The sequence below is a fragment of the Microbispora hainanensis genome, from assembly GCF_036186745.1.
Taxonomy (GTDB): domain Bacteria; phylum Actinomycetota; class Actinomycetes; order Streptosporangiales; family Streptosporangiaceae; genus Microbispora.
Map to the genome: position 1 here is coordinate 2,883,748 of NZ_CP108086.1, position 23,646 is coordinate 2,907,393.

20 protein-coding genes and 5 pseudogenes are annotated in these 23,646 nt (G+C 67.9%); 19 read left to right on the top strand and 6 right to left on the bottom strand.

Annotated elements, in window-relative coordinates; genetic code table 11:
• The first annotated feature begins 27 nt into the window (after positions 1 to 27).
• From nuoL to OHB01_RS13540, 6 genes are all read left to right on the top strand, one after another.
• Positions 28 to 1,869, top strand: coding sequence for an NADH-quinone oxidoreductase subunit L (gene nuoL / locus OHB01_RS13515; protein ID WP_142648072.1), 1,842 nt, complete (start codon positions 28 to 30; stop codon positions 1,867 to 1,869).
• Positions 1,869 to 3,374 (top strand): NADH-quinone oxidoreductase subunit M, encoded by a 1,506-nt coding sequence (locus tag OHB01_RS13520; RefSeq protein WP_142647968.1) that lies wholly within the window; start codon positions 1,869 to 1,871, stop codon positions 3,372 to 3,374. The genes nuoL and OHB01_RS13520 overlap by 1 nt, the downstream gene beginning before the upstream one ends.
• Positions 3,374 to 4,927, top strand: coding sequence for an NADH-quinone oxidoreductase subunit NuoN (gene nuoN / locus OHB01_RS13525; RefSeq protein ID WP_142647969.1), 1,554 nt, complete (start codon positions 3,374 to 3,376; stop codon positions 4,925 to 4,927). The genes OHB01_RS13520 and nuoN overlap by 1 nt, the downstream gene beginning before the upstream one ends.
• Positions 4,928 to 4,938: 11 nt before the next feature.
• The gene (locus tag OHB01_RS13530) at positions 4,939 to 5,934 is read left to right on the top strand and encodes a polyprenyl synthetase family protein (RefSeq protein WP_142647970.1); all 996 of its coding nucleotides are present in this window, start codon (positions 4,939 to 4,941) and stop codon (positions 5,932 to 5,934) included.
• 128 nt (positions 5,935 to 6,062) lie between these two features.
• Positions 6,063 to 6,899 carry a hypothetical protein gene (locus OHB01_RS13535; RefSeq protein ID WP_142647971.1) on the top strand — a complete coding sequence of 279 codons (837 nt, stop codon included), beginning with the start codon at positions 6,063 to 6,065 and terminating at the stop codon, positions 6,897 to 6,899.
• 58 nt (positions 6,900 to 6,957) lie between these two features.
• Positions 6,958 to 7,572: a GNAT family N-acetyltransferase gene (locus OHB01_RS13540; protein ID WP_260617270.1), complete on the top strand. Its 615-nt coding sequence runs from the start codon at positions 6,958 to 6,960 to the stop codon at positions 7,570 to 7,572.
• Between the two features lie 39 nt (positions 7,573 to 7,611).
• Here OHB01_RS13540 and OHB01_RS13545 read toward each other — a convergent pair whose 3' ends face one another.
• Positions 7,612 to 8,355: an SDR family oxidoreductase gene (locus OHB01_RS13545; protein WP_142647972.1), complete on the bottom strand. Its 744-nt coding sequence runs from the start codon at positions 8,353 to 8,355 to the stop codon at positions 7,612 to 7,614.
• A 78-nt stretch (positions 8,356 to 8,433) separates the two neighbouring features.
• Here OHB01_RS13545 and OHB01_RS13550 point away from each other — a divergent pair, with 78 nt between their 5' ends.
• Together OHB01_RS13550 and OHB01_RS13555 are read left to right on the top strand one after the other, a co-directional pair.
• On the top strand, positions 8,434 to 8,907 hold the full coding sequence (locus tag OHB01_RS13550) for an RrF2 family transcriptional regulator (RefSeq protein ID WP_142647973.1): 474 nt from the start codon (positions 8,434 to 8,436) through the stop codon (positions 8,905 to 8,907).
• Between the two features lie 155 nt (positions 8,908 to 9,062).
• Complete coding sequence (locus OHB01_RS13555; RefSeq protein WP_142647974.1) at positions 9,063 to 10,490, top strand: NAD-dependent succinate-semialdehyde dehydrogenase; 1,428 nt, start codon at positions 9,063 to 9,065, stop codon at positions 10,488 to 10,490.
• Between the two features lie 4 nt (positions 10,491 to 10,494).
• Here the strand turns inward: OHB01_RS13555 and OHB01_RS13560 are convergent, their stop codons facing one another.
• Positions 10,495 to 11,334, bottom strand: coding sequence for a TIGR03621 family F420-dependent LLM class oxidoreductase (locus OHB01_RS13560; RefSeq protein ID WP_142647975.1), 840 nt, complete (start codon positions 11,332 to 11,334; stop codon positions 10,495 to 10,497).
• Positions 11,335 to 11,420: 86 nt separating this feature from the next.
• Positions 11,421 to 12,326 carry an EamA family transporter RarD gene (gene rarD / locus OHB01_RS13565; protein ID WP_328855449.1) on the bottom strand — a complete coding sequence of 302 codons (906 nt, stop codon included), beginning with the start codon at positions 12,324 to 12,326 and terminating at the stop codon, positions 11,421 to 11,423.
• A 135-nt stretch (positions 12,327 to 12,461) separates the two neighbouring features.
• Here rarD and msrA point away from each other — a divergent pair, with 135 nt between their 5' ends.
• The 8 genes and pseudogenes from msrA to OHB01_RS13605 all read left to right on the top strand — a co-directional run bounded on the left by msrA (position 12,462) and on the right by OHB01_RS13605 (position 15,580).
• Positions 12,462 to 13,124, top strand: a complete 663-nt coding sequence (msrA, locus tag OHB01_RS13570; RefSeq protein ID WP_328855450.1) for a peptide-methionine (S)-S-oxide reductase MsrA — start codon at positions 12,462 to 12,464, stop codon at positions 13,122 to 13,124.
• 126 nt (positions 13,125 to 13,250) lie between these two features.
• Entirely contained in the window at positions 13,251 to 13,457 is a 207-nt protein-coding gene (locus OHB01_RS13575; RefSeq protein ID WP_139579074.1) for a hypothetical protein, read from the top strand.
• Positions 13,454 to 13,870: a type II toxin-antitoxin system VapC family toxin gene (locus tag OHB01_RS13580; RefSeq protein ID WP_328855451.1), complete on the top strand. Its 417-nt coding sequence runs from the start codon at positions 13,454 to 13,456 to the stop codon at positions 13,868 to 13,870. The genes OHB01_RS13575 and OHB01_RS13580 overlap by 4 nt, the downstream gene beginning before the upstream one ends.
• 83 nt (positions 13,871 to 13,953) lie before the next feature.
• Positions 13,954 to 14,064: pseudogene (locus tag OHB01_RS13585) on the top strand (peptide-methionine (S)-S-oxide reductase); the annotation flags it as partial.
• Positions 14,065 to 14,157: 93 nt separating this feature from the next.
• Positions 14,158 to 14,469: a hypothetical protein gene (locus tag OHB01_RS13590; protein ID WP_138459484.1), complete on the top strand. Its 312-nt coding sequence runs from the start codon at positions 14,158 to 14,160 to the stop codon at positions 14,467 to 14,469.
• Entirely contained in the window at positions 14,445 to 14,861 is a 417-nt protein-coding gene (locus OHB01_RS13595) for a PIN domain-containing protein (protein WP_142647979.1), read from the top strand. Before OHB01_RS13590 ends, OHB01_RS13595 begins: the two co-directional genes overlap by 25 nt.
• A 26-nt stretch (positions 14,862 to 14,887) precedes the next feature.
• Positions 14,888 to 14,989, top strand: a pseudogene (locus OHB01_RS13600) (peptide-methionine (S)-S-oxide reductase); the annotation flags it as partial.
• 120 nt (positions 14,990 to 15,109) lie between these two features.
• Positions 15,110 to 15,580 (top strand): hypothetical protein, encoded by a 471-nt coding sequence (locus OHB01_RS13605; RefSeq protein ID WP_142647980.1) that lies wholly within the window; start codon positions 15,110 to 15,112, stop codon positions 15,578 to 15,580.
• A gap of 392 nt (positions 15,581 to 15,972) precedes the next feature.
• On the opposite strand, the gene OHB01_RS13610 is transcribed toward OHB01_RS13605, so the two are convergent.
• Positions 15,973 to 16,728 (bottom strand): transposase family protein, encoded by a 756-nt coding sequence (locus OHB01_RS13610; protein ID WP_328855452.1) that lies wholly within the window; start codon positions 16,726 to 16,728, stop codon positions 15,973 to 15,975.
• Between the two features lie 114 nt (positions 16,729 to 16,842).
• Here OHB01_RS13610 and OHB01_RS13615 point away from each other — a divergent pair.
• Positions 16,843 to 17,643: pseudogene (locus OHB01_RS13615) on the top strand (IS256 family transposase); the annotation flags it as partial.
• 49 nt (positions 17,644 to 17,692) lie between these two features.
• A pseudogene (locus OHB01_RS39900) lies at positions 17,693 to 19,797 on the top strand (ISAzo13 family transposase).
• 6 nt (positions 19,798 to 19,803) lie between these two features.
• Here OHB01_RS39900 and OHB01_RS13630 read toward each other — a convergent pair.
• Positions 19,804 to 20,634: pseudogene (locus OHB01_RS13630) on the bottom strand (IS256 family transposase); the annotation flags it as partial.
• Between the two features lie 184 nt (positions 20,635 to 20,818).
• Here OHB01_RS13630 and OHB01_RS13635 point away from each other — a divergent pair.
• A complete protein-coding gene (locus OHB01_RS13635; protein ID WP_328855456.1) occupies positions 20,819 to 21,289 on the top strand; it encodes a DUF4262 domain-containing protein in 471 nt (156 codons plus the stop codon).
• A 370-nt stretch (positions 21,290 to 21,659) separates the two neighbouring features.
• Here OHB01_RS13635 and OHB01_RS13640 read toward each other — a convergent pair whose 3' ends face one another.
• Complete coding sequence (locus tag OHB01_RS13640; protein WP_328855457.1) at positions 21,660 to 23,081, bottom strand: recombinase family protein; 1,422 nt, start codon at positions 23,079 to 23,081, stop codon at positions 21,660 to 21,662.
• Positions 23,082 to 23,646: the final 565 nt, after the last annotated feature.

Consider the following 23,646-nt stretch of genomic DNA (forward strand, 5'->3'; position numbering starts at 1 on the left):
GGCGGAGCGATCGGAGCAGCCTGGCTCATGATCGCTCTGCCCCTGGTGGGAGCGGCGGTCCTCCTGCTTGGCGGCCGGAGGACCGACAAGTTCGGCCACCTGCTGGGCGTGCTCATGGCCGTCGCGTCCTTCGTGGTGGCGGCGCTGTCGTTCGTGCAGCTGCTCGGCTTCGCCCCCGGCGAGCGCCGCCGCGGGATCGAGCTGTACGACTTCATCCCGGGCCTCGCCAAGGTGGGCCTGCTGGTCGACCCGCTGTCGATCTCGTTCTGCCTGCTGATCACCTTCGTGGGCTCGCTGATCCACATCTACTCGATCGGCTACATGGCGCACGACCCGAACAGGCGGCGGTTCTTCGCCTACCTGAACCTGTTCGTCGCGGCGATGCTCCTGCTGGTGCTCGCCGACAACTACGTCGCCCTGTTCGTCGGCTGGGAGGGCGTGGGTCTCGCGTCGTACCTGCTGATCGGGTTCTGGCAGCACAAGCCCTCGGCGGCGACCGCGGCCAAGAAGGCGTTCATCGTCAACCGCGTCGGCGACTTCGGCCTGCTGATCGGCATCTTCACGATCTTCGCGACGTTCCACACGCTGGCCTTCAGCGACGTCCTCGGGAACGCCTCGAAGGCGTCCTCCGGCACGCTGACCGCGATCGGCCTGCTGCTGCTGGTCGGCGCCTGCGGTAAGTCGGCGCAGCTCCCGCTGCAGTCCTGGCTCCTCGACGCGATGGAGGGCCCGACCCCGGTCTCGGCTCTCATCCACGCGGCGACCATGGTCACCGCCGGCGTCTACCTGATCGTCCGGTCCGGCCCGATCTTCGAGGGCGCCGGGACCGCGCAGCTCGTGGTGACGATCGTCGGCGTCGCGACGCTGCTCGCCGGTGCGATCATCGGTACCGCCAAGGACGACATCAAGAAGGCGCTGGCCGGTTCGACGATGTCGCAGATCGGCTACATGGTGCTCGCCGCGGGCATCGGCCCGGTGGGCTACGCCTTCGCGATCGCCCACCTGATCACGCACGGCTTCTTCAAGGCCGACATGTTCCTCGGCGCCGGCTCCGTCATGCACGCCATGAACGACGAGGTCGACATGCGCAAGTACGGCGCGCTGCGCAAGGTCATGCCGGTCACGTTCGTGACGTTCCTCATCGGATACCTGGCGATCATCGGGTTCCCGCTGCTGTCCGGTTACTTCACCAAGGACGGCATCATCGAGACCGCGATGGAGCACAACGCGATCCTCGGCTGGCTGGCCGTGCTCGGCGCGGGCATCACCGGCTTCTACATGTCGCGCCTGGTGTTCATGACGTTCTTCGGCACCAAGCGCTGGGAGCCCACGGCCCACCCGCACGAGTCGCCCGCCGTCATGACCTGGCCGCTGATCATCCTGTCGATCGGCGCTATCGGGCTGGGCGCCTTCCTGGTGCTGGGCAACCGGTTCATGACCTTCCTCGCGCCGGCCGTCGGCGCGCCGGAGGAGATGCCGTCGTTCCACCCGTTCAGCCTCACCGGTCTGGTCACGCTCGCGCTCGTCGCGATCGGCGCGGCCTTCGCCTGGGTCAAGTACGGCAGGGCCGAGGTGCCCGCGGTGGCCCCGCGCGCCTCGTTCCTCACCACCTTCGCCCGTCGTGACCTGTACGGCGACGCCCTGAACGAGGCGCTGTTCATGCGCCCCGGCCAGTGGCTGACCCGCCTTGCCGTGTTCTTCGACAACCGCGGCGTCGACGGCCTCGTGAACGGCCTGGCCGCCGGCATCGGCGGCACGTCCGGGCGGCTGCGCAGGGTCCAGACCGGGTTCGTCCGCTCGTACGCGCTGTCGATATTCCTGGGCGCCGCCGTCCTGGCCGGTGCCTGGCTCGTCGTAGGGAACCTGTGATGCCCTGGCTTTCAACCCTGATGGGCGTGTCCGTACTCGGCGCGCTGGGCGTGACCCTTGTCCGCAACGACAAGCTCGCCAAGCAGTTCACCCTCGTGGTGTCGCTGATCGTGCTGGCGCTGACCGTCGCCATGGCGGTCCAGTTCAGCCCGAACGGCGACAAGTTCCAGTTCGCCGAGACATACGACTGGATCCCCCAGTTCGGGGTCCACTACGGCGTCGCCGTGGACGGCATCGCCCTGGTGCTGATCCTGCTGTCGGCGATCCTCGTGCCGATCGTGGTGCTCGCCTCCTGGCACGACGCCGAGGCCGGCAAGCGCTCGGTCCGCACGTACTTCTCGCTGCTGCTCGTGCTCGAGGCCATGATGATCGGCGTCTTCGCGGCGACCGACGTCTTCCTCTTCTACGTCTTCTTCGAAGCCATGCTGATCCCGATGTACTTCATGATCGGGTCGTACGGCGGGGCGCAGCGGTCGTACGCGGCAGTGAAGTTCCTGCTGTACTCGCTGTTCGGCGGGCTCCTGATGCTCGTGGCGGTGATCGCGCTCTACACGATCGCCGGCAAGGGCACGTTCATGTTCTCCGACCTCGTCGGGACCATCCAGGACGTGACGACGCAGAAGTGGCTGTTCCTCGGCTTCTTCATCGCCTTCGCGATCAAGGCGCCGCTGTGGCCGTTCCACACCTGGCTGCCGGACGCCGCCGCCCAGGCCCCGGCCGGCGCGGCCGTCCTGCTCGTCGGCGTGCTGGACAAGGTCGGCACGTACGGCATGCTCCGCTTCTGCCTTGAGCTCTTCCCGGACGCCGCGAAGTTCTTCACGCCGCTGGTCATCACGCTGTCGGTCATCGGCATCGTGTACGGCGCGATCGTGGCCATCGGGCAGACCGACATGAAGCGGCTCATCGCGTACACCTCGGTGTCGCACTTCGGCTTCATCGCGATGGGCGTGTTCGCGATGACCACCAGCGCGGGCTCGGGCGCGACGCTCTACATGGTCAACCACGGCTTCTCGACCGGCGCGCTGTTCCTGATCGCGGGCTTCCTCATCTACCGCAGGGGCTCGCAGTTCATCGCCGACTACGGCGGCGTGCAGAAGGTGGCCCCGATCCTCGCCGGGACGTTCCTGGTGGCGGGTCTGTCCAGCCTCTCACTGCCCGGTCTCAGCACGTTCGTCAGCGAGTTCATGGTGCTGACCGGCACCTACCAGCGGTACGTCGTCCCGGCCGTGATCGCCACGGTCGGCGTCATCCTCGCCGCGATCTACATCCTGTGGATGTACCAGCGGACGATGAACGGCCCGACGGCCGAGTCGGTCAAGTCGCTGCCCGACCTCAACGCCAGGGAGAAGTGGGTGGTGGCGCCGCTCGTCGCGCTGCTGCTGGTGTTCGGCTTCTATCCCAAGCCGCTGCTCGACGTGATCAATCCCGCCGTGAAGGACACGCTGTCGAGCGTCTCCGTCACGGACCCGAAGCCGGCCGTACCCGTTGCTCAGGAGGGCCAGTAGTGAACGGCACCATTCAGGCGCCGAGTATCGAGTACGCCCTTCTGGCGCCTCTGCTCGTCGTCTTCGGCGCGGCGATCGTCGGCGTGCTGGTGGAGGCATTCGCCCCGCGCTACCTGCGCTCGGCGATCCACCTGCCGCTCACGTTGCTGTCGCTGGCCGGCGCGTTCGCGCTGGCCGTCTGGCAGGCGATCAAGGGCGTGCCCACCAAGCCCGCCGCGATGGGCGCGGTGGCGGTGGACGGCCCTGCCCTGTTCATCTGGGGCACGATCCTCATCCTCGCCTTCGTGAGCGTGCTGCTCATCAAGGACGAGGAGCACTTCGTCGGCTCCGCGGCGGCCGTGCCCGGCTCCGCCGAGGAGGAGCAGTCGCTCGTCGAGCGGGCCGCGCACACCGAGGTCTACCCGCTGCTGCTGTTCGCGGTCGGCGGCATGCTGCTGTTCCCGGCGGCCAACGACCTGCTCGTCGCGTTCGTCGCCCTTGAGGTCATGTCGCTGCCGCTCTACCTGCTGTGCGGCCTGGCCCGGCGCCGCCGCCTGCTGTCGCAGGAGGCCGCGGTCAAGTACTTCCTGCTCGGCGCGTTCTCCTCGGCCTTCTTCCTGTACGGCACGGCCCTGCTGTACGGCTACGCCGGCTCGGTCGACCTCGCGAAGATCAACCAGGCGCTGGGGTCGGTCGGCGGCCAGGACACCCTGCTCTACATCGGCGCGGCCATGCTCGGCGTCGGTCTGCTCTTCAAGATCGGCGCCGCGCCGTTCCAGGCGTGGAAGCCGGACGTCTACCAGGGCTCGCCCACGCCCATCACCGCGCTGATGGCCTCCGGCACCCTGGTGGCCGCCTTCGGTGCGCTGCTGCGGGTGTTCTGGGTCGGTCTGGGCGGTCTCGACTGGGACTGGCGGCCGGTTTTCTACGGTGTGGCGATCCTCACGATGGTGGTCGGCGCGATCCTCGCGATCACGCAGACCGACATCAAGCGGATGCTCGCCTACTCGTCCATCGCGCACGGCGGTTTCCTGCTCATCGGCGTGATCGCTACCGGCCACACCCAGGCGGAGAACACCTCGGCCCTGTCCGGCCTGCTGTTCTACCTGGTGGCGTACGGCTTCACCACCGTGGGCGCGTTCGCCGTCGTCACGATGGTGCGCGACGCGGGCGGCGAGGCATGGCACCTGTCCCGCTGGGCCGGGCTCGGCAAGCGCTCGCCGCTGCTGGCCGGGACGTTCGCGTTCTTCCTGCTGGCCTTCGCCGGTATCCCGCTGACCAGCGGATTCTTCGGGAAGTACGCGGTCTTCCAGGCCGCCGTCGCCAACGGCGCCACGCCGCTGGTCATCATCGGTGTGGTGGCCTCGGCCATCGCCGCCTTCTTCTACGTGCGCGTGATCGTGCTGATGTTCTTCAGCGACCCGGCCGCCGACGGCCCGTCCGTCGTGCTGCCCTCCAGGGGCACCGCGGCCGTCGTCGGCATCGCGGCATTGGCTACCGTAGTTCTCGGGGTCTATCCCCAGCCTGTGCTGGACCTCGCGCACACGGCAGCACAATCCCTGTTCGTCCGTTAGGAGATCTCCGTATGGCCGCGCCGCCCGTTGTGGACCTTCCTCTTGTAGACGAGCGGCTGGCCAGCGATCTCGCCGACGGGCTCGCGGCGGTGGAGAAGCTGCTGCGCTCGTCGGTCGAGAGTGAGGACGCCTTCGTCACCCAGACGTCCAGGCACCTCATCGAGGCGGGCGGCAAGCGGTTCCGGGCGATGCTCGTGCTGCTGGCCGCCCAGTTCGGAAACCCGGACGCCCCGGGCGTCGTGCCCGGGGCCGTCGTCATCGAGCTGACCCACCTGGCCACGCTCTACCACGACGACGTGATGGACGAGGCCCCGGTGCGCCGGGGCTCCCAGTCCGCCAACGCCCGGTGGGACAACACCGTGGCCATCCTCACCGGCGACTACCTGTTCGCCCAGGCGTCGGAGATCCTCGCCGACCTCGGCCCCGAGCTCATCCGGATCCAGGCGCGTACGTTCTCCCGCCTGGTGCGCGGGCAGATCCGCGAGACGGTCGGGCCCGCCGAGGGCAGCGACGCGATCGCCCACTACATCAGCGTGCTGGCCGACAAGACCGGCTCCCTCATCGCCACCTCGGGCCGCTTCGGGGCCATGCTGGCCGGCGCTCCCGCCGACGTGGTCGACCGGCTGGCCGACGCCTGTGAGGCGATCGGCGTGGCCTGGCAGCTCGGCGACGACCTCATCGACGTGGCCGCGCTCAGCGACGACTCGGGCAAGACCCCCGGCACCGACCTGCGCGAGGGCATCCGCACGCTCCCCGTGCTGTACGCCCTGGCCTCCGACGACCCCGCCGACGCCCGGCTGCGCACCCTGCTGTCGGGGCCCGTGGCCGAGGAGGACGTCGAGGAGGCGCTGACGCTGCTGCGCGCCCACCGGGCCATGGACCAGGCCCGCGAGGAGCTCTCCCGCTGGATCGACCGGGCCAAGGCCGCCCTCGCCGGTCTGCCCGAAATCCCCGCGCGTACGGCCCTGATCGCCCTGTGCGACTACGTCGTCGAGCGCACCGGCTGACCGTCCCATAAGGGATCATTGCTCGGGTGAAGATCACCCGGTGCGCCGTCTTGTGCCTCGCCGTCGTGACGGCCTGTGGCAGCACGCCCCGTGCGGGCACGCCCCCCACCCCGACACCGGGGAGTCCTGTGCCCATCGACGCCGTCGTCGTGGACGAGGACCAGGCACTCACGTGCGGAGAGGGCGAGGGAGAGGGCTCAGCGCAAGCCCTGTGCGACGCCATCGCCGCCGCGGCTTCGCGCGCGTCGGCACGCCCCTCCTCGACACCGTCCGTGGAACAGGTCTTCGAGGCGGAGGTGGTTAAGAAGGGGCGGCCGCTCTCGGTCGCGAACCCCGGGAGTGGCCCTGGCGATCCCCGGCTTCTGCGGGCCCTGCTCGTCGACTATCAGGGGGTCCACGAGTCGATCACCAGACCGGGCGCGGTCGTGGCCCTGCCCGCCGCCGCGGACGACGCCTCGGCGTTCCTCGCACTCCGTCAGGCGGCCGGGGCTTCTGCCGGGGCTTCCACCTGCCAGAGGGTGGCCGAGGGGTCGTGGCGCGTCGTGCTGCGTGATTTCAACAGGCCGGGCGTGCAGATCGCCGCGGCGCTGCTGAGCGCCATGAGCGATGGGGCGTGGAGACGGTCGGCGGAGTTCTCGGAGACCATCGTCACGGGCCCTGCTCCGATGCTGACCGGCCTCGGCGACCCCGCTGCAATGGACTCCTGCCGGACTTTCCTCGGGGAGGAGGGCAATCCCTTCCGCGTGCGGTCGATCTCCGTGCCGCGTCTCGGCACCCGGTCCTGGGCCTTCCGGGTAATGGAGGGGAAGTCGGTCACGCAGTGGGTCGAGGTGGTGCGGACGCCGCGTTACGTGTTGGAGGTGCGGATTCCGAAACAGCTCCCCGCGCCGCGCACCGACCCGGCCGTACTGCTGCCGCGCATCACCGAGGCCGCGTACGCCAGGGCCGAGGCCGCGCTGGGCTGACGCCTTCAGTGCCTTTCCGAGGCTCCCGCCCGTACGGCGTTCGCCTACGCTGTGGCGGGTGTTGCACAACGACAGTGGTGAAGAGACCGCGCACGAGTCGGCGGGCGACAGGGCGGGCGGCCACCCGCGCGTGACCCTGCGCCGGATCACGGCGCAGGACGAGGCCGAGTTCCTCGAACTGGTGCGAGCGAGCATCGACCTCCACCATCCGTGGATGTCCCTGCCCACCACGAGCGAGGAGTTCCGGGCCTATCTGGCCCGATTCGACGATCCCCGGTCCGCCGAGGGCCTGCTGGTCTGCGTACGGCAGACCGGTGAGATCGCGGGGAACATCAACATCAACAGCATCATCCGGGGACGCTTCCAGTGCGGCTCCCTCGGATACGCGGCCTTCGCGCCCACCGCAGGCCAGGGATACATGTCCGAAGGTCTCGGCCTGGTGCTGCGTCACGCCTTCCAGGAGTTGCGGCTCCACCGGCTGGAGGCCAATGTCCAGCCGGGCAACCACGCCTCCCGAAGGCTGCTCGAACGGCACGGTTTCCGCCGTGAGGGGTATTCGCCGGAGATGCTGTTCATCGACGGCGCCTGGCGGGACCACGAACGATGGGCCATCACGTCCACCATGATGGGCATCGTCCCGGATAGTCCGCACCCGACGCTGCCCGCTCGCTGACCGCGGGCGGGCGAGACGTGCTCAGTGCTGGGCCTGCGTCTAGTGCTGGGCCGCGAGCCACTCGTCGAAGGAGGTCGGCGCGATGCGGGCGCCTTCTCCGGGCAGCAGCACGTTGCCGGCCATCGCCGGGCCGAAGAGTCCCGACCAGGTCGGCACCAGCTTGACCGTACGGCCGCGTGCCGCGAGGGTGCGCCGGGCCATGTCGACGAGGTCCTGCGGCTCGGGACCGGCCACGTCGGTGTAACGGCCCTGCGGGTCGCCCACCGCGATCTCGGCGAGCACCTCGGCCACGTCGGCGGGCGCGATCGGCTGCACCAGCAGCGGCGCGATCGTGGCGACGCCGTCCTGCTCCATCCATCCCGCCACCATCTCGGCGAAGTCGTGGAACTGCGCGGCCGGCACGATCGTCCACGGCACGGAACCGGCGGACACCAGGCGTTCCTGCTCCCGCTTGCCGGAGTAGTGGGCGTTGCCCTCCACCTTGTGGATGCCGATGATCGAGAGCAGCACGTGGTGGCGGACGCCCGCCCGTTCCTCGGCGGCCAGCAGGTTCCTGGTGGTCGTGCCGAAGTACGCCACCGACTCGTCCCGGTCGGTCGCGTTCGAGCTGATCGCGTCCACGACGGACTCGACGCCGTCCAGGGCCTTGTCGAGCCCCTCGCCCGTCATCAGGTCCACGCCGAGTGAGCGGCTGATCCGTACGACGTCGTGCCCGTCCCGTTCGAGGGCGGCGACGGTGAGCCTGCCGATGTTCCCGGTGGCGCCGGCGACTGCGATACGCATGGTGTTCTCCTTCGCTAGACGCCCCGGACTCTATCTCGGACAAAATAGATCTGCAATCTCTCCAATACACTGGTGGGCATGAAGCTGCCTGCGAGCACCGAGTGGGTGTTGCACTGCGCCACCACGCTGGCGCAGCTCGATCCGGGAGCCACCGCCTCGGCGGCGCAGCTCGCGGACTACTTCGACGTTCCGGCGCCCTATCTGGCCAAGCAGTTGCAGGCGCTCGTCAAAGCCGGTGTGCTGGCCGCGATGACCGGCCCGCGGGGCGGCTTCCGGCTCGCGCGGGCGGCTTCCGACATCACGTTGCTGCAGATCGTCGAGGCGATCGACGGCGGCTCCTCGCCGTACGAGTGCCGCGAGATCCGCCAGCAGGGACGGGGTGCCCTGCCTCCCGAGGACTGCCAGGGCGTCTGCATCATCGCCGAGAAGATGGCCGACGCGCACCGGGCGTGGCGCAGCAGCCTCGCGGGGGTCACGCTCGCCGACATCCTCGACGGGCTGCCCGAATGGGCGCCCGCCCGCACCCGGTCACGCATATCGGCCACACGCTGACCCGGCGGGAAATCGCCTCGTGCTGTCCCACCTGGACGCGCGTGCGGGCCGTTCTGGGCGGAGGTGCCGCGACCGGGCGGAGTATCGTGGCAAGAGGTCCGGCGCCGCCACGGTGCAGTCGGGTGCCGAACGGCGTGCGGGCGCAGGGGGGCGCCATGACCACCGCCACGCCATCCGTGACACGCAGGTCCATCGCCAGCGTGAATCCGTACAACGACGAGGTCCTCGCCGAGTTTCCCGCCATGACCGACGAGGAGGCGGGCCGGGCCGTCGCGGCGGCTCACCAGGCCTTCCAGGAGTGGAGATCGCTCGCCCCGGCAGAACGGGCCGCCGTGGTCGGCCGGGCGGCCTCTCTCATGCGCGAACGCCAGGAGGAACTCGCCCGGACGGTGACGCTGGAAATGGGCAAGCTCATCGGCGAGAGCCGCGGAGAGGCGGACCTGTCGGCGGACATCCTGAGCTACTACGCCGAGCATGGGCCCGCCTTCCTCGCCGACCGCCCGCTTCCCGTCGAGGAGGGGAATGCCGTGGTGGCCAACCGGCCGCTCGGCGCGCTCCTCGGGATCATGCCGTGGAACTACCCGCTTTACCAGGTCGCCCGCTTCGCGGCGCCGAACCTGGTCGCCGGCAACACGATCCTGCTCAAGCACGCGAGCAACTGCCCGCAGTCGGCGCTCGCGTTGGAGCGGCTGTTCCACGACGCCGGCGCGCCGCCCGGGGTCTACGTCAACCTGTTCCTGCCGTCGGCGCGAGTGGGCACTGTGATCGACGATCCCCTGATCCAGGGTGTCTCCCTCACCGGCAGTGATCGTGCGGGCGCCGGCGCCGCCGAAAGGGCGGGACGCAACATCGAGAAGACCGTGCTCGAACTCGGGGGGAGCGATCCGTTCATCGTGCTCGACACGGAGGACTTCGACCGGACCGTGGAGGCCGCGGCGGTCGGCCGGCTGTCCAACATGGGGCAGAGTTGCGTGAGCGCCAAGCGGATGATCCTCCTGCCGCACGTCTACCGCCGCTTCGTCGAGGAACTGCGCCGCAGGTTCGAGGCGCTCGTCCCGGGCGACCCGCTGGACCCGGACACCACGCTGGGGCCGCTGTCCTCGGAGCAGGCCGCCGCGAACCTCGTGAGCCAGGTACGCGACACAGTGGCGCAGGGGGCGACCCTGGTGACCGGCGGCGACCGGATCGGCCGGCCCGGCGCCTTCGTCCAGCCGACCATCCTGACGGACGTCAGGCCGGGCATGCGGGCGTACCGCGAGGAACTGTTCGGGCCGGTGGCGGTGATCTACCAGGTGGCCGACGAGAACGAGGCCGTGGCGCTGGCGAACGACACACCGTACGGCCTCGGCGGCGCGGTCTTCTGCAGGGACCTCGACCGGGCGCGGCGGGTGGCGGAGCGGCTCGACGCGGGAATGGTCTGGATCAACCACCCGACCTCCTCCCACCCCGCCCTGCCGTTCGGCGGTATCAAATGCTCTGGATATGGGAGAGAACTGGCGGATCTCGGCATCGAGGAGTTCGTCAACAAGAAGCTGATCCGGACCTTCCCGACGACCGTACCGATCGGCTTCGCCACGGGGTGAGCCGTCAGCTGCCGGCGAGGAGTTCGACCACGGGGGCGAGGGCGTCGGCGAAGAAGCCGCCGACGGTGATGTAGGACAGGCCCAGCTCGTCGCGACGGCGCAGCAGCGTGTCGGCCATCTCGCGAGGCGAGCCGCGCAGGATGGCGGCGGCCTCCGCCGACGGGGTTCTGAGCCCCTCAGGCACCCATGGGGGCGGCTCGTCGCCGATCTGGAGCAGGTTCATGCTCAGCTCGACGTCGTCGAACCTCGCGCCGGCCGCCGCCCGTAGCGTGCCGATGGGCCCGCGCAGGCCCTCCTCCGTCGTGTCGGCCTGTACGGCGAGCGCGACGATGTCGGCCTCCTCCGCCGCGAGCGCCAGCATGCGGGGACCGGCTCCCGCGATCATGATCGGTGGCCCCTGGCGCTGCACGGTGCTCTTGGAGAAGGCGTTGGTCCCGGCGAAGGCCGTCCGCACCTCGCTGATCACCGTGCGGACCTGCGCGATGCGTTCGGCCGCCGTGCCGTACGGCATGCCGAGCGCCCGGGCGTCCTCCTCGGCGGCGGGCCGCCCGGCCCCCACGCCGACCTCGAGCCGTCCGCCGGACAGGAAGTCGAGCCCGGCGAGCTCGTGCGCGAGCTGCGGGGGATTGCGGTAGGGCGCGGCCAGCACGAACGTGCCCACGCGCAGCGTCGTCGTGACGGTGGCCGCGGCGGTCATCGCGAGCAGCGGCGGCAGCGTCCCCAGCGTGTCGGGGACGAGCAGGGTCGAGTAGCCGAGGTCCTCGGCATGGCGGGCCGTCGCCGTCCACGCGGCGGCATCAGGGGCCATGCCTGCGACGATCCCGAAACGGAATTCCTTGCTCATGCCGCCGATCCTCGCCGTTCAGGACGGTCCCGTCGTCCTCCCGGCGGAGGCGGGTTCCGTACTCCGGGAGGCGTATCCAGGCGGTTTCAGACGGTCTCGAGCGCGGCCGCGCGCTCCAGCCGGGCCGTACGGGCGGAGCGCACGCTGTCCCAGGTGAACACGCTCAGCGCGAGCCAGACGACCACGAACCCGGCCCACCGGCTGACGGGCATGGTCTCGTGGGCGATCAGCACCCCGCACAGGAACTGCAGCACCGGGGCGATGTACTGGAGCAGGCCGATGACGGTGAGCGGCACCCGCAGCGCGGAGGCCGTGAAGAACATCAGCGGCACCGCGGTGATGAGACCGGACACCACCAGCAGCAGCGCGTGGCCGAGGCCGTGGTTGCCGAAGGTCCCGGTGCCGTTCGTCTGGAGGACGACCAGGTAGCCCAGGGCCGGCACCAGCAGCACGAGCGTCTCGATGGTCAGGCTCTCCGCGCTGCCCACCCCCGCCGCCTTCTTGATCAGGCCGTACGTGCCGAAGCTGGCGGCGAGCGCGAGGGCGATCCACGGGAGACGCCCGTAGTCGAGCGTCAGGATGAGGACCGCGACAGTGCCCAGACCGACGGCGATCCACTGCCACCGGCGCAGCCGCTCCCGGAAGATCAGCACCCCGAACAGCACGCTGACCAGGGGATTGATGAAGTAGCCGAGCGCGCTTTCCACCACATGCCCGGTGTTGACGGCGTAGATGTACACGCCCCAGTTGACCGAGACCGTGACGGCCGCGAGGGCGAGGAGGATGAGCTGGCGGCGTGTGATGGCGCGGATCCACGACCAGTGGCGGCGTACCGCGAGGAGCGTGACCACCACGACCAGCGACCAGACCATCCGGTGGGCGAGGATCTCCACGGCGCCGGACGGCTTGAGCAGAGGCCAGTAGAGAGGGAACAGGCCCCACATGGTGTAGGCGGCGACGCCATACAGGACACCTCGGCGCGTATCAGGCATGAAGCCCATCTTCGCTGCTTACCTGGATTCAGCACAAATAAGGGTCGCTACGTCTGGGATTTAGAGACGCTTACGTGGGGAACAAGGTCGCCCGGTGTCTGGTTGGGGATGGCAGAACGGAAGGAAGGGTGCGAGATGGGCTGGCTCTTCGGCACAAACAAGACGACGATGGTGGACCCCGCGGAGGCGCTGCCGGGCCGCGCCGAGGTCATGCCGGTGGCCACCCGCCACCAGGTCCTCGGCGCGCCGCTGGCTCCGCCGTACCCCGAGGGCACGCAGATCGCCGAGTTCGGGCTGGGCTGCTTCTGGGGCGCCGAGCGCAAGTTCTGGCAGACCCCCGGGGTCGTCTCGACCGCCGTGGGCTACGCGGGCGGCTACACGCCGAACCCGACGTACGAGGAGGTCTGTACCGGCCGGACCGGGCACGCCGAGGTCGTCCGGGTGGTCTTCGACCCGGCCGAGGTGTCGTACGAGGAGCTCCTGAAGGTGTTCTGGGAGGCCCACGACCCCACGCAGGGCATGCGCCAGGGCAACGACGTCGGCACGCAGTATCGGTCGGCCATCTACACCCACGGCCCCGAGCAGGCCAAGGCCGCCGTGACGTCCCGGGACGCGTACCAGGAGGTGCTCAGCAAGGCCGGGTACGGCGAGATCACCACCGAGATCGCCCCCGCCGGCGAGTTCTACTTCGCGGAGGATTATCACCAGCAATACCTTTTCAAGGTGCCGAACGGCTACTGCGGCATCGGCGGCACCGGCGTGACCTGCCCCGTCGGCTTGACCACCGGCGAGGTGTGACCTTTTGGAACACAGCTGGCCCGGAGCCCGAGCTGCCCCGGGCCGGCACAGTCGCTCTCAGCGGGTTGCGATCAGTTGCCGCGCCACGCGGCTGTCCGGGGCGGTTCCGCTGATTACACTCGATACATGAGCGTGATGCGCGAGGAACTCCACCACCTGGTTGATCGGCTGCCAGAGGAGAAGGTGGCTCCTCTGCTCAGGCTCGTCCGCGATCAGCTCGAAGAGCCGCCTGTGGTGCGCGACCTGCCGTTCATCGGCATGCTCGAAGCCGAGCCGGATTTCGCGGAACGCTCGGAGGAGATTCTCCGCGCGGAGGACAATCACTCTTTGTGATCATTATCGACTCGGGTCCGTTGGTTGCGGCCGTGAACGTCCGGGACCGCCATCATCAGGCCTGTGCCCGACTTCTGCGGACCCATCCGGGGCCCTTGCTCGTCCCCGCGACCGTGGCTACCGAGGTATGCCAGCTCGTCGAGAAACGGCAGGGCAGCAAAGCGGAGGCGGCGTTCCTACGCTCTTTCGGAGCAGGTCTGACCTTGGTGGATCTCACAGAACGTGATCTGCAGCGTATGGGCGACCTGGTGGAGACGTACGCGAGTCTCCCACTCGGGGCGGTTGATGCCTCTGTGATCGCGATCGCTGAGCGACTCGGTGTCACGGAAGTGGCAACGCTCGACCGCCGCCACTTCACTGTTGTCCGTCCCCAGCACACCGGTGCACTCATGCTGCTGCCGGAGCGGCTCTGAGCGCTGTCCCGTCCTGCGGCCCTGAGCGGTGTGATTCCGCGGCCGAAGCGGCACTGGCGCGAGCTTGCGATTTGTTGCCTGAAGCGGAGCACTACCACCAGCAATACCTCTTTAAGGTGCCGAACGGCTACTGCGGCATCGGCGGCACCGGAGTCTCCTGCCCCGTCGGCCTGACGACCTCTAGCGGGGAGTAGCGGATCGTGAGACCTCCGAGCGGCGTCGCGCTACTCGGAGGTTTCACGTTGCTGGGGCCGATCGTTTGCTACTTGAAGTAGTAAACTGCCGCTATGAGTACGCCTGAACAAGCCTTCCCGCCAGGGGAAGGGCCTGCGGCCAAGGTGAGCGTCTCCTTGCGGGCCGGCAACATCCGCGCGATCAAGGAGCGTGTCGGCGCGCGTGGGTTCTCCGCCTATGTCGACGCCGCTGTGGAGCGGCAGATCGAGAGGGACCTGCTGGAGGAGGCCCTGCAGGCGAACGAGAACGAGTGCGGTCCCATCCCGCAGCATCTGCGGGACGAGGCCGAGCAGCTGTTTCGTAGCGTGAAGTCCGCTCCGGAGCTACAGGAGGAGCGTGGATGGCACGCGCACGAAGCAAGCTGAGTGCGGGGACGGTCATTCTTGACTCCGAGGGACTCTCGAAGTGGTGCGCGGCCGACCAGCGAGTCACGGCGATCGTCCGTGAGGCGCAGAACAACGACTTTCGCGTTGCCGTCAGTGCCCTGACGCCTATCGAGGCCTTCGACGGCCGGGTGACGAACGACCGGTTGCGCTGGCACCTGTCCCGGCTGCGAGTCGAGCCGGTGACCGAGGAGGTCTCCGTCCACGCGCTGGACCTGCTCCGCGAGAGCGGTCTTCACGGCCACAAGTACGCGATCGATGCCGTCGTGGCCGCCACGGCTCTTCGCTCCACCCGGCCCGTCATCGTCCTCACCTCGGACGAGGACGACATGAGCAAGCTCTGCGGAAAGGCAGTCCGCCTCGTGCGGGTGTAGGTGCTGAATTATTGCCCCAGCGATACGACTACCACCAGCAGTATTTGTTCAAGGTGCCGAACGGCTACTGCGGCATCGGCGGCACCGGAGTCTCCTGCCCCGTCGGCCTGACCGCCGGCGAGAGCTGACCTGCGGTAACTGACTGATCCTGGCCCTTGGTCGCCCGACTCACCCGTGCCGATGAGGGGCATGAGCCGTCTCCAGTCCGTCACCTGCATATCAGAACACGTTCTGACTATGATGACGATATGAGTGCGAGCCATGCAGAGTCGGTGACGTTCTCAGACTTGTCAAGGAATCCGCGAGCGGTCGCGGAGCGTGCGACACGTCTGGGGCGCGTACGTGTCACTCATCGGGACGCACCGGACTTCTATCTGACGGCTGCGGACCGCGAGGAGCAGCGAGACCGGACGCTCGCGACGGCGTCTCGCCTGTTCCTTGCGCTCCTCAAACATGATCCGACAGCCAGGACCTTGGTTATCGCGATGCCTGAGGTCTTCCCCTGGGTCCGCCACCTCACCACGGACGAACTGCGGAACTTCACGCTCGAACTGGTCGAGGCTCTGTCCGACGCTGCAGAACTGGACTTGGACAGCAGGGCCGAAGAAGTGATCGTGGGCTGGCGGGCGACGGCTCGGATCAAGGCGGACCCGGCAGAGTACGCGGACGCCCGTAAGCCTACGAGCGGAGACTTCGGACCGGTTGAGGTCTCTGTATGAGTCCCAAACGCGGGGATCGTGTCACCGTTCCCCCTCCTGGCGATGAGTGGGACCTTCGCTTCGCCACCAGTGATGCGGCAAAGGGATGGGACGAACTGTGCAGGCACGCCCTGGCCAACGCACGGCGCTGTCTTGAAACTTTGCGCACGGATCCACGCTCGCGAGCAGATCACGAGCGTCAGCATCGTCTCCGCGGCGACCTCGCAGTTCACCGCCACAACGGCAAGGATCTCGAACAGTGGGAGTTCGAGGTCACAAGTGGAGGCCGTGTCCGGTACGTCATCGATGACGAGGCGCGCACCGTGTGGTTGATCTACGCTTCGCCTCGCCATCCGAAAGACACGGAAGCGTGATCCGTTGCTTGTGGATCTATTGCCTGAAGTGAGCCAATTTCATCCTCGGGAGGCGTGTGCTACCCGATGGTTCTGAAGGACCGCGATGGCTTTGACCAGGTGGCCGGTCTTGCTCGGGCTACATCGCAGCTTGCGCAGGATGCGCCAACTCTTGAGCTGGGCGTTCGCGCGCTCACCAGGCCCGCGGAGCTTGGCGTGTGACCGGTTGGCCTGCTTTTGAGACTCGGGCTTGTTCCTGCCCTTGTACGGCGTGATCAGCACCTCGGCCCCGGCGCCCTGATAGGCCTTGTCGGCCAGGGTGATGATCCCGGCTTGGTCGAGCGCGCGCAGGATGCCCCAGATCCGGGCGGCGGTCAGGTCGTGGGTCTTGCCTGGCAGCGCACCGGAGGTCCACACGATGGTCCCGTCCGGTCCCGCGATGACCTGCACGTTCATCCCATGCACGCGATGCTTGCCCGAGTAGTAGGGCCGGTCGGCCTTCACTCGGTCGGTGCGGATGAGCGTGCCGTCCAAGACCAGGTAGTGCAGGCCGTCCTTCGTGGCCTTCCGCAGCGCCGTCGCCAGTTTCGGTGATCGAGCCGACAGCAGGGCGACGGTTTCCTCCACATACCGCCACGCGGTGGCCGCCGACACTCCGAAACCCGCTCCGACCTCGGCGAATGTCTCGCCCTTGCGCAGATAGACCAGCACCAGGAGCGCCTGCTGCCCGGGGTTGAGCCGCCGCCACGTCGATCCGATGGCCTTGCGCCGCCTGCGGATCAGTCCGGCCACGTAGTTCAGCGTTGAACGCGACAAATCGGAGCAATGCTCAGAACCTGTGGATCGGCTCGGGGGCGTACCCTCCCGAGTGATCGATTCGAAGGTCACTGAGTAGGCCGACGTTGGCGCGTCGGCTGGGAGGGCACGCCCATGCTTACCGTAGTCAATGCCGGCGGCGCGGCGTCGAACGGATCGTTGCTCGATGAGATCGTTCGAGAGGGAGCGCGGCGGATGTTGGCCGCTGCCCTGGAGGCCGAGGTCAACTCCTACTTGGCGGAGCTGGCCGACGCTCGCGACGCCGACGGCCGCCGTCTGGTGGTGCGCAACGGGTTCCACGCCGAGCGGACGATAGCAACCTCGGCCGGGCCTGTGCAGGTCAAGGCGCCGCGGGTGAACGACAAGCGGGTCGATGCCGAGACCGGCGAGCGTAAGCGCTTCTCTTCAGCGATCCTGCCACCGTGGGCCCGCAAGACCCCGAAGATCTCTGAGGTGCTTCCGCTGCTCTATCTGCACGGCCTGTCCACCGGCGACTTCGTTCCGGCTCTGGAGCAGTTCCTCGGGTCGTCGGCTGGGCTGTCGTCGGCGACGGTGTCGCGGCTGACGTCTCAGTGGAGCGACGATCATCAGGCGTTCCAGAAGCGCGACTTGTCGGCGACCGACTTCGTCTACATCTGGGCCGACGGCGTGCATCTGAAGGTCAGGCTGGACCAGGCCAAGGCGTGCGTGCTGGTCCTGGTGGGCGTCCGAGCCGACGGCAGCAAAGAGCTGATAGCCCTGGACGAGGGCTATCGGGAGTCGTCGGAATCGTGGGCGAACCTGCTGCGCGACTGCGAACGGCGCGGAATGCGCGCCCCGCATCTCGCGGTCGGCGACGGGGCCTTGGGCTTCTGGAAGGCGCTGCGCGAGGTGTTCCCCGAGGCCAAGGAGCAGCGCTGCTGGGTGCACAGAAGCCGTCAAGAAATAAGGCGTTGCTTCGTGATCTTCGGCTCGTTGAGATGGTATGGCGATCTCCAGCGAGGTCCGCGGCCAACTCGCGCGGAAATTCGAGGCATTACGCCCGCATCTGAACGAACGACAGCATCGGCTGGTGCTGGCGACCGAGGCGCGGCTGCTGGGACACGGTGGGGTGCGGGCTGTCGCTCAGGCCGCTGGGGTCAGCGAGACGACCGTCCGTAACGGCATCTTCGAGCTGGAAGAAGGCCGGAAGCCGCTTCCGGCAGGTCGTGTCCGACGATCCGGGGGTGGTCGCAAGCGTGTTGAAGACGACGATCCGGCCGTCCTGACGGCGCTGCTGGGGCTGGTGGAGCCGGATGAGCGCGGCGACCCGCAGTCCCCGCTGCGGTGGACGACCAAGTCGCTACGCCACCTGGCCGCCGAGCTGACCCGGCAAGGACACGGTGTATCGGCGCCCACGGTAGGACGATTGCTGAAGACGGCCGGGTTCAGCCTGCAAGCCAACGTCAAGACCCTCGAAGGCGCCCAGCACCCCGACCGTGACGCCCAGTTCCGCTATATCAACGAGCAGGTCAAAGCCCATCAGGCTGACGGCGAGCCGGTGATCAGCGTGGACACCAAGAAGCGGGAACAGCTGGGCCGGCTCCCGATGACCGGACGCGAGTGGCGCCCCAGGGGCGAGCCGATCGAGGTCGAAGACCACCACTTCTTCTTCTCCGGTCCGGACGTCGAGCAGGCGATCCCGTACGGGATCTACGACATCACGGCCAACACCGGCTGGGTGAACGTCGGTGTCGACCATGACACCTCGGTGTTCGCGGTGGAGTCCATCCGCCGCTGGTGGAAAGCGCGCGGCCGCCACGACTACCCGTCCGCCTCACGGCTACTGATCACTGCGGACGCGGGCGGCTCCAACGGTTACCGTTATCGGGTCTGGAAGAGCGAACTGGCCGCGTTGGCCGCCGAGACCGGGCTGGTGATCACGGTCTGTCACTTCCCGCCCGGCACCTCCAAATGGAACAAGATCGAGCACCGGCTGTTCTCCCACATCACCCTCAACTGGCGCGGCAGGCCCCTGACCAGTCATGACGTAGTGGTCAACACCATCGCTTCCACCCAGACCAGTACCGGACTGCGGGTGGAGGCGGTTTTGGACACCGGCGACTACCCGACCGGTGTCGCGATCAGCAAGGAGCGCTTCGCCGCCCTGCCCCTGGAACGACACGCCACCCACGGCACCTGGAACTACACCCTGCGCCCAGTAATGGCCGACGACCCGGCCACGTCCCAGCCGGTGAGCGAGGGCGACGGACCCGCGCAGCGGCGCCAGGCCATGCTCTGCGTCTGGCCGATCCGCGGCTGACCGGCATGAGCACCCCTCAACTACGCCAGCTGGCCACCGCGCTCGCGCCTGCACAGGCCGCCCGCACCCAGGAACGGCACAGCCGGCAACGCGGCGGCCGAGCTCGGCGCGCCACCGGCAACCTCCGCGCCAAGCCCTTGTTCGACGCCGCCGCCCGCCTCCTGCTCACGCTCCTCTACCAGCGGCAGGTCTGTTCCATGAAGGTCCTGGCCGACCTTCTGGAGGTCACCGACGTCTGCATCGCCGACCTGGTGAAGGAGACCCGCAGAGTCTTGGAAGACCACGGCCACCACGCCGGAGCCGCTCAGGTCCGCTTCGCCAAACCCGCCGCTCTCCTCGGCTTCTTGGACACCGGCCAGCGCCCCGCACGAGCCGTGATCATCGATCAACTATCCCATCCGGTTCTGACCGGGATCAGCCGCGACGAACTCCGTCTCCTCATCCAGCGCCTCGCCGCAGCACAGGTCGCTCAAGGCGAGCGCCTCGGCTACCAGCGGCGGGGCGGGCACCGCCAGCCCGGGACCCGATCCGGCGTCTTCCCCCAGAAGATCAGCAACAGCGAACGGGTCGTGCTCACGATTCTCTACCAGCGGAAACTCTGCACGATGGATGTCCTGGCCGACGTTCTAGGCGATGTCAGCAGATCGTCCATCGGCAACGTCATCCGCGAAACCCGTCCCCTGCTCCAGCAAGCAGGCCACATTCCCCCCGACGCGCCAATCCGATACCGCACTGCAGCAAATCTGCTCGCCGCAGTGCCAAACGACCGCGACACACCGACAAGTTGATCTTTTACGGCTTCTGTGGATCACGCAGCGCTGACGCAGCGAGGCCGGGAAGACCTGCTCGGCGGCGGTAATGAGGCCCGGTGCGCCGTCGGAGATGACCAGCAGTGGCGGGCGCAAGCCGCGTGCGGCCAGGCCGGTGAGGAAGTCATGCCAGGCGTCGGTGGATTCTGCGGCGGCCGGGGCCAGGCCGATGAAGACAGGTTTGCCGTCGGTGGTGATGCCCCAGGCGGCCAGGATGGGTTCGGCCCGGCTGCCGTCGTGCATCTTGAAGTGCGAGGCGTCGCAGAAGAGATAGTCCAGCTCGACGCCGTGCAGGTCGCGGTGACACCAGGCGTCGTACTCGGTGACGATGGCCTGGCAGATGGCTGAGACCGTCGACTTGGACAGTGCGGCCTCCGGGCCGAGGGCGTCGGCCAGGGCGCCCTCGACGTCGCGTACCGACAAGCCGCGCACGAACGAGGCGATGACCAGTGTCTCCAGCGCGTTGGTGCGGGTCACGCCGGTGCCGAACAGGCGGGAGGCGAACTTTTCGGTGGTGCCCCGCAACTTCGGGCGCGCGATGGTGACCAGCCCGGTGGTGGTCTTGATCGTGGTCGGGCAGTGCCCGTTGCGGTGACCGGGCCGTACGATCTGCCGGCCGTCGTCGGCGGCGGCGGCCCGTTGGTATCGGGCGCGGCCGAGGAAGGCGTCCACCTCGGCTTCGACGGCGGTCTGGATGATCAGGCGGGCACCGAGACGGGCGACGTCTTCGATGACCTCGACCAGGTCACGGCCCTCGGCGAACAGGGCGTCGATCTCGGCGCGGATGGCCTGAACGGGCGGTAGTGTGCGTGCCACGAGCGTAGGTCCTTGCGTTGTGCGAACTTTGGACGGTTCAGCACGGCAACCTACGCTCGTTCACTTTTACACCGCATCCCGGACGCGACCCGGAATCCGTACGCTACGGCTCATGTCTACTGATGGTCCGAGTTGTCGCTGCATTCTCTGCCATGACTACGGGGACCGCGATGAGTGGGATGTCATGGATCGGCACACCGTGGAGCACGTCCGGAGTCGCGGCTGGAGCGTAAAGATGATTCCGGAGGACGATCTGGGGCCCGGCTTCGCCTACACCGTCGGCCTGTGGCACACCTATCGATCGCCTGAGCTGGCCATGTTCGGTCTGGACATCCATCTCATGCACGAGCTGCTGAACCGCCTCGGAGACGGTGTCGCTACGGGGGAGCCTGTCGAAGTGGAGCAGGAGCGGTACGACCTCATCGCACGGCACCCCGTCGTCCTCAAGCAGGTCGACGTGAGGTGGTATCGAGAGTTCTTCGGGCAGGCGATCGCGTTCTATCGGCGTTCACCATTTCCGGTGCTGGAAGTTGTGTGGCCTGACCCCGATGGCCGGTTTCCCTGGCACTCGGACTACGCCGAGCAGTATCGAGAGCTACAGCCCTCGCTGTGGCTCTGGTCCGGCGACCAGCGAGATCTTTCTTCGTCTGATTGAAGGTAAGACGCCGCGCTGGGACGACTTGCTCATGCGAGGGATTTCTAGGACGTCTTGACGACGTCCCATCGGGTGGTCTCCTTGACCTTGCTACTGGCTGCATCCTTGATCCTGCCCATCGGCAGAGAGGAGTGCGAAAGGAGGCAGCGTATGCAGCGAGGGGAGGACCCGGCAGAGCGGCGCCGTATGGTGGCGGCGAGTGCGGGCGCCGGTCGGGGTGAGTGAATGACGAGATGAGGGCGCGGGTGGCGGCATCTCGGGCGGCTCAGGGACTTCCGTCAGTGGTTGAGGATCTGGCGGTGTTGGAGCGGGTGGCGTCGGTGTTCCGGCTCGTCGGCGGGGACGAGTCGGAGCGCTTGCGCCGGGTGGCCTAAGCAATCCAGTCGAAGGTGAACCTGTCGGGGTCCCACTTCTTGCGCGGGTCGGCGGGCGCGACGGTGATGGTGCGGATGACCGCGGCGACGATGGCGCGTCGTTGGGAGACGTTCATGGCCTCCCATCGGGTGAGCATCTCCTGAGCGGTGCCGATGAAGGGGATCAGGGGCGAGGTGCGCGACAGGCTCGCCAACTGGGCGCGGTTCTTGTCCAGTCGCAGTTCGATCGGGGCGCGGGCGGCCATCCACTCTTTGCGGCTGATTTCACGGCTGGCCCAGGCTTGGGCGAGTTCTTCCAACAGTTCCTCGTCAGCGCGTACGGCCTCGGCGAGGTTGTCGTCATCGCCGCCCTCGTGATGGATGCGTTCGGCGAGGGCAGGAGAGTCGAGCGCGGTCAGCAGCATGTCCCGGACATAGTCGTCGGTGCGGGCCGCGTTGGTGGCGACACCGCCGCATGAGCCGCTGCCGGGAACGTTCGGACAGACATACCGGGGGACTCCTGCTCGGGGACGGCCGTTCATCCGGTGCCCGCACCGGCCGCAGCGCAGAAGTCCGGACAGGAGGTAGGTGCGTCCGGTGGCGGCCTGGCGGCGGTAGTCGCGGGTGGAATCGCTTAGTAATGCGCGCAGCCGGTCGGAGTCGACGGGAGTGATGATCGCGGGCCAGACGGCGTCCGCGACGATCTCGCCCAGCAGGGGGCGGGTGCTCTGGAAGCTGCTGCGAGGGGTGTGCTCCCTTCGCCCGCTGATCCGAGCTGAGGCGAGCAGACGCCGCAACGTCGTCGGGACCCAGTGACGCCCGGAAGGGGTCTTCACGTCCCGCCGCTGGAAGTCCTTGCACACGCTTGCCAGAGATTCGCCGGCCAGCACGCGCCGGGCGGCCTCGCGGATGACGTCGGCTTCTTCGCCGACGACGGTGATGCGGTCCTCCGCGTAGCCGTACGGGCGCATCCCGCCGCCGGAGACCTTGCCTGCCTCGGCGTTCTGGCGTCGCTGGCGCTTCTGACGTTCGGCCTTGTGCTCCGCCTCGTGGCGGGCCGCGGCCCCGAGCATGCGCGCGATCAGTCGTCCGGTCGGAGTGGCCAGGTCGATTTCCCCGGTGACCGTGGCGAGTTCGATGCCGCGCCGGTCGGCGAGGTCGATGACGTCTTCCAGCTCGCGTGGGGATCGTGTCAGCCTGTCCACGTGCCAGCACACGATGGCGTCGACGGTCCCGGCCTCGATATCGCCGAGAAGTCGTTGCCATGCCGGGCGTGGGCTTCCCGAGTACGCGCTGACGTCGTTGTCGGAGTAGACGTCCACCACGTCCCAGCCTCGGCGTTCGACCAGTGCTCGGCAGTCGGCTTCCTGACGGGCGACGCCCAGCCCGGCGCCCGCGCGGTCCTGGCTGATCCGGCAGTAGATCGCAGCTCTGTGCATGGGTCACATAGATACACGCTCGTTGGCACCGGTGTGACCTGCCCCGTCGGCCTGACCGTCGACGAGTCGTAGCACGGCAGAGGCCATAGCCTTCCTAGGAGCTTAGCACGGCAGAGGCCATAGCCTTCCTAGGAGCTATGGCCTCTATGTCGTCTTCGTGAGTCTGGCGGGAACCTTTAAAGGAGCCCGCGCTGTCTCGCCCACCGAGGTAGCTCGCTGCCGGTGCAAGGAAGACGCATTCCGGTCGCCCTGAGCGCATCTACATGAGTGCAAATCTCCGCTAGGGTCATCTTATCGAGCCGATGCAATCGGGTAAGGAGCCACACTGTCCCATGAATATTGAGACCATTTTTACGGCCCACCTTGGTGGCGTCCCGGTCGTCAGTGATGGCTACCAGCTCATAGATTTCGGCGGCCGTGAAGACACTGGCTTCGCCTAGATCGTGTTCTCCGGCACCTAGAAGGTTGACCCATCGTTCGAATACTACGAGTTCTTCATCGGTGTCCTGTGGCAAGATGAATAACCACTCGAGATCCATAATCGATCTAAGCGACGGATAGTCGT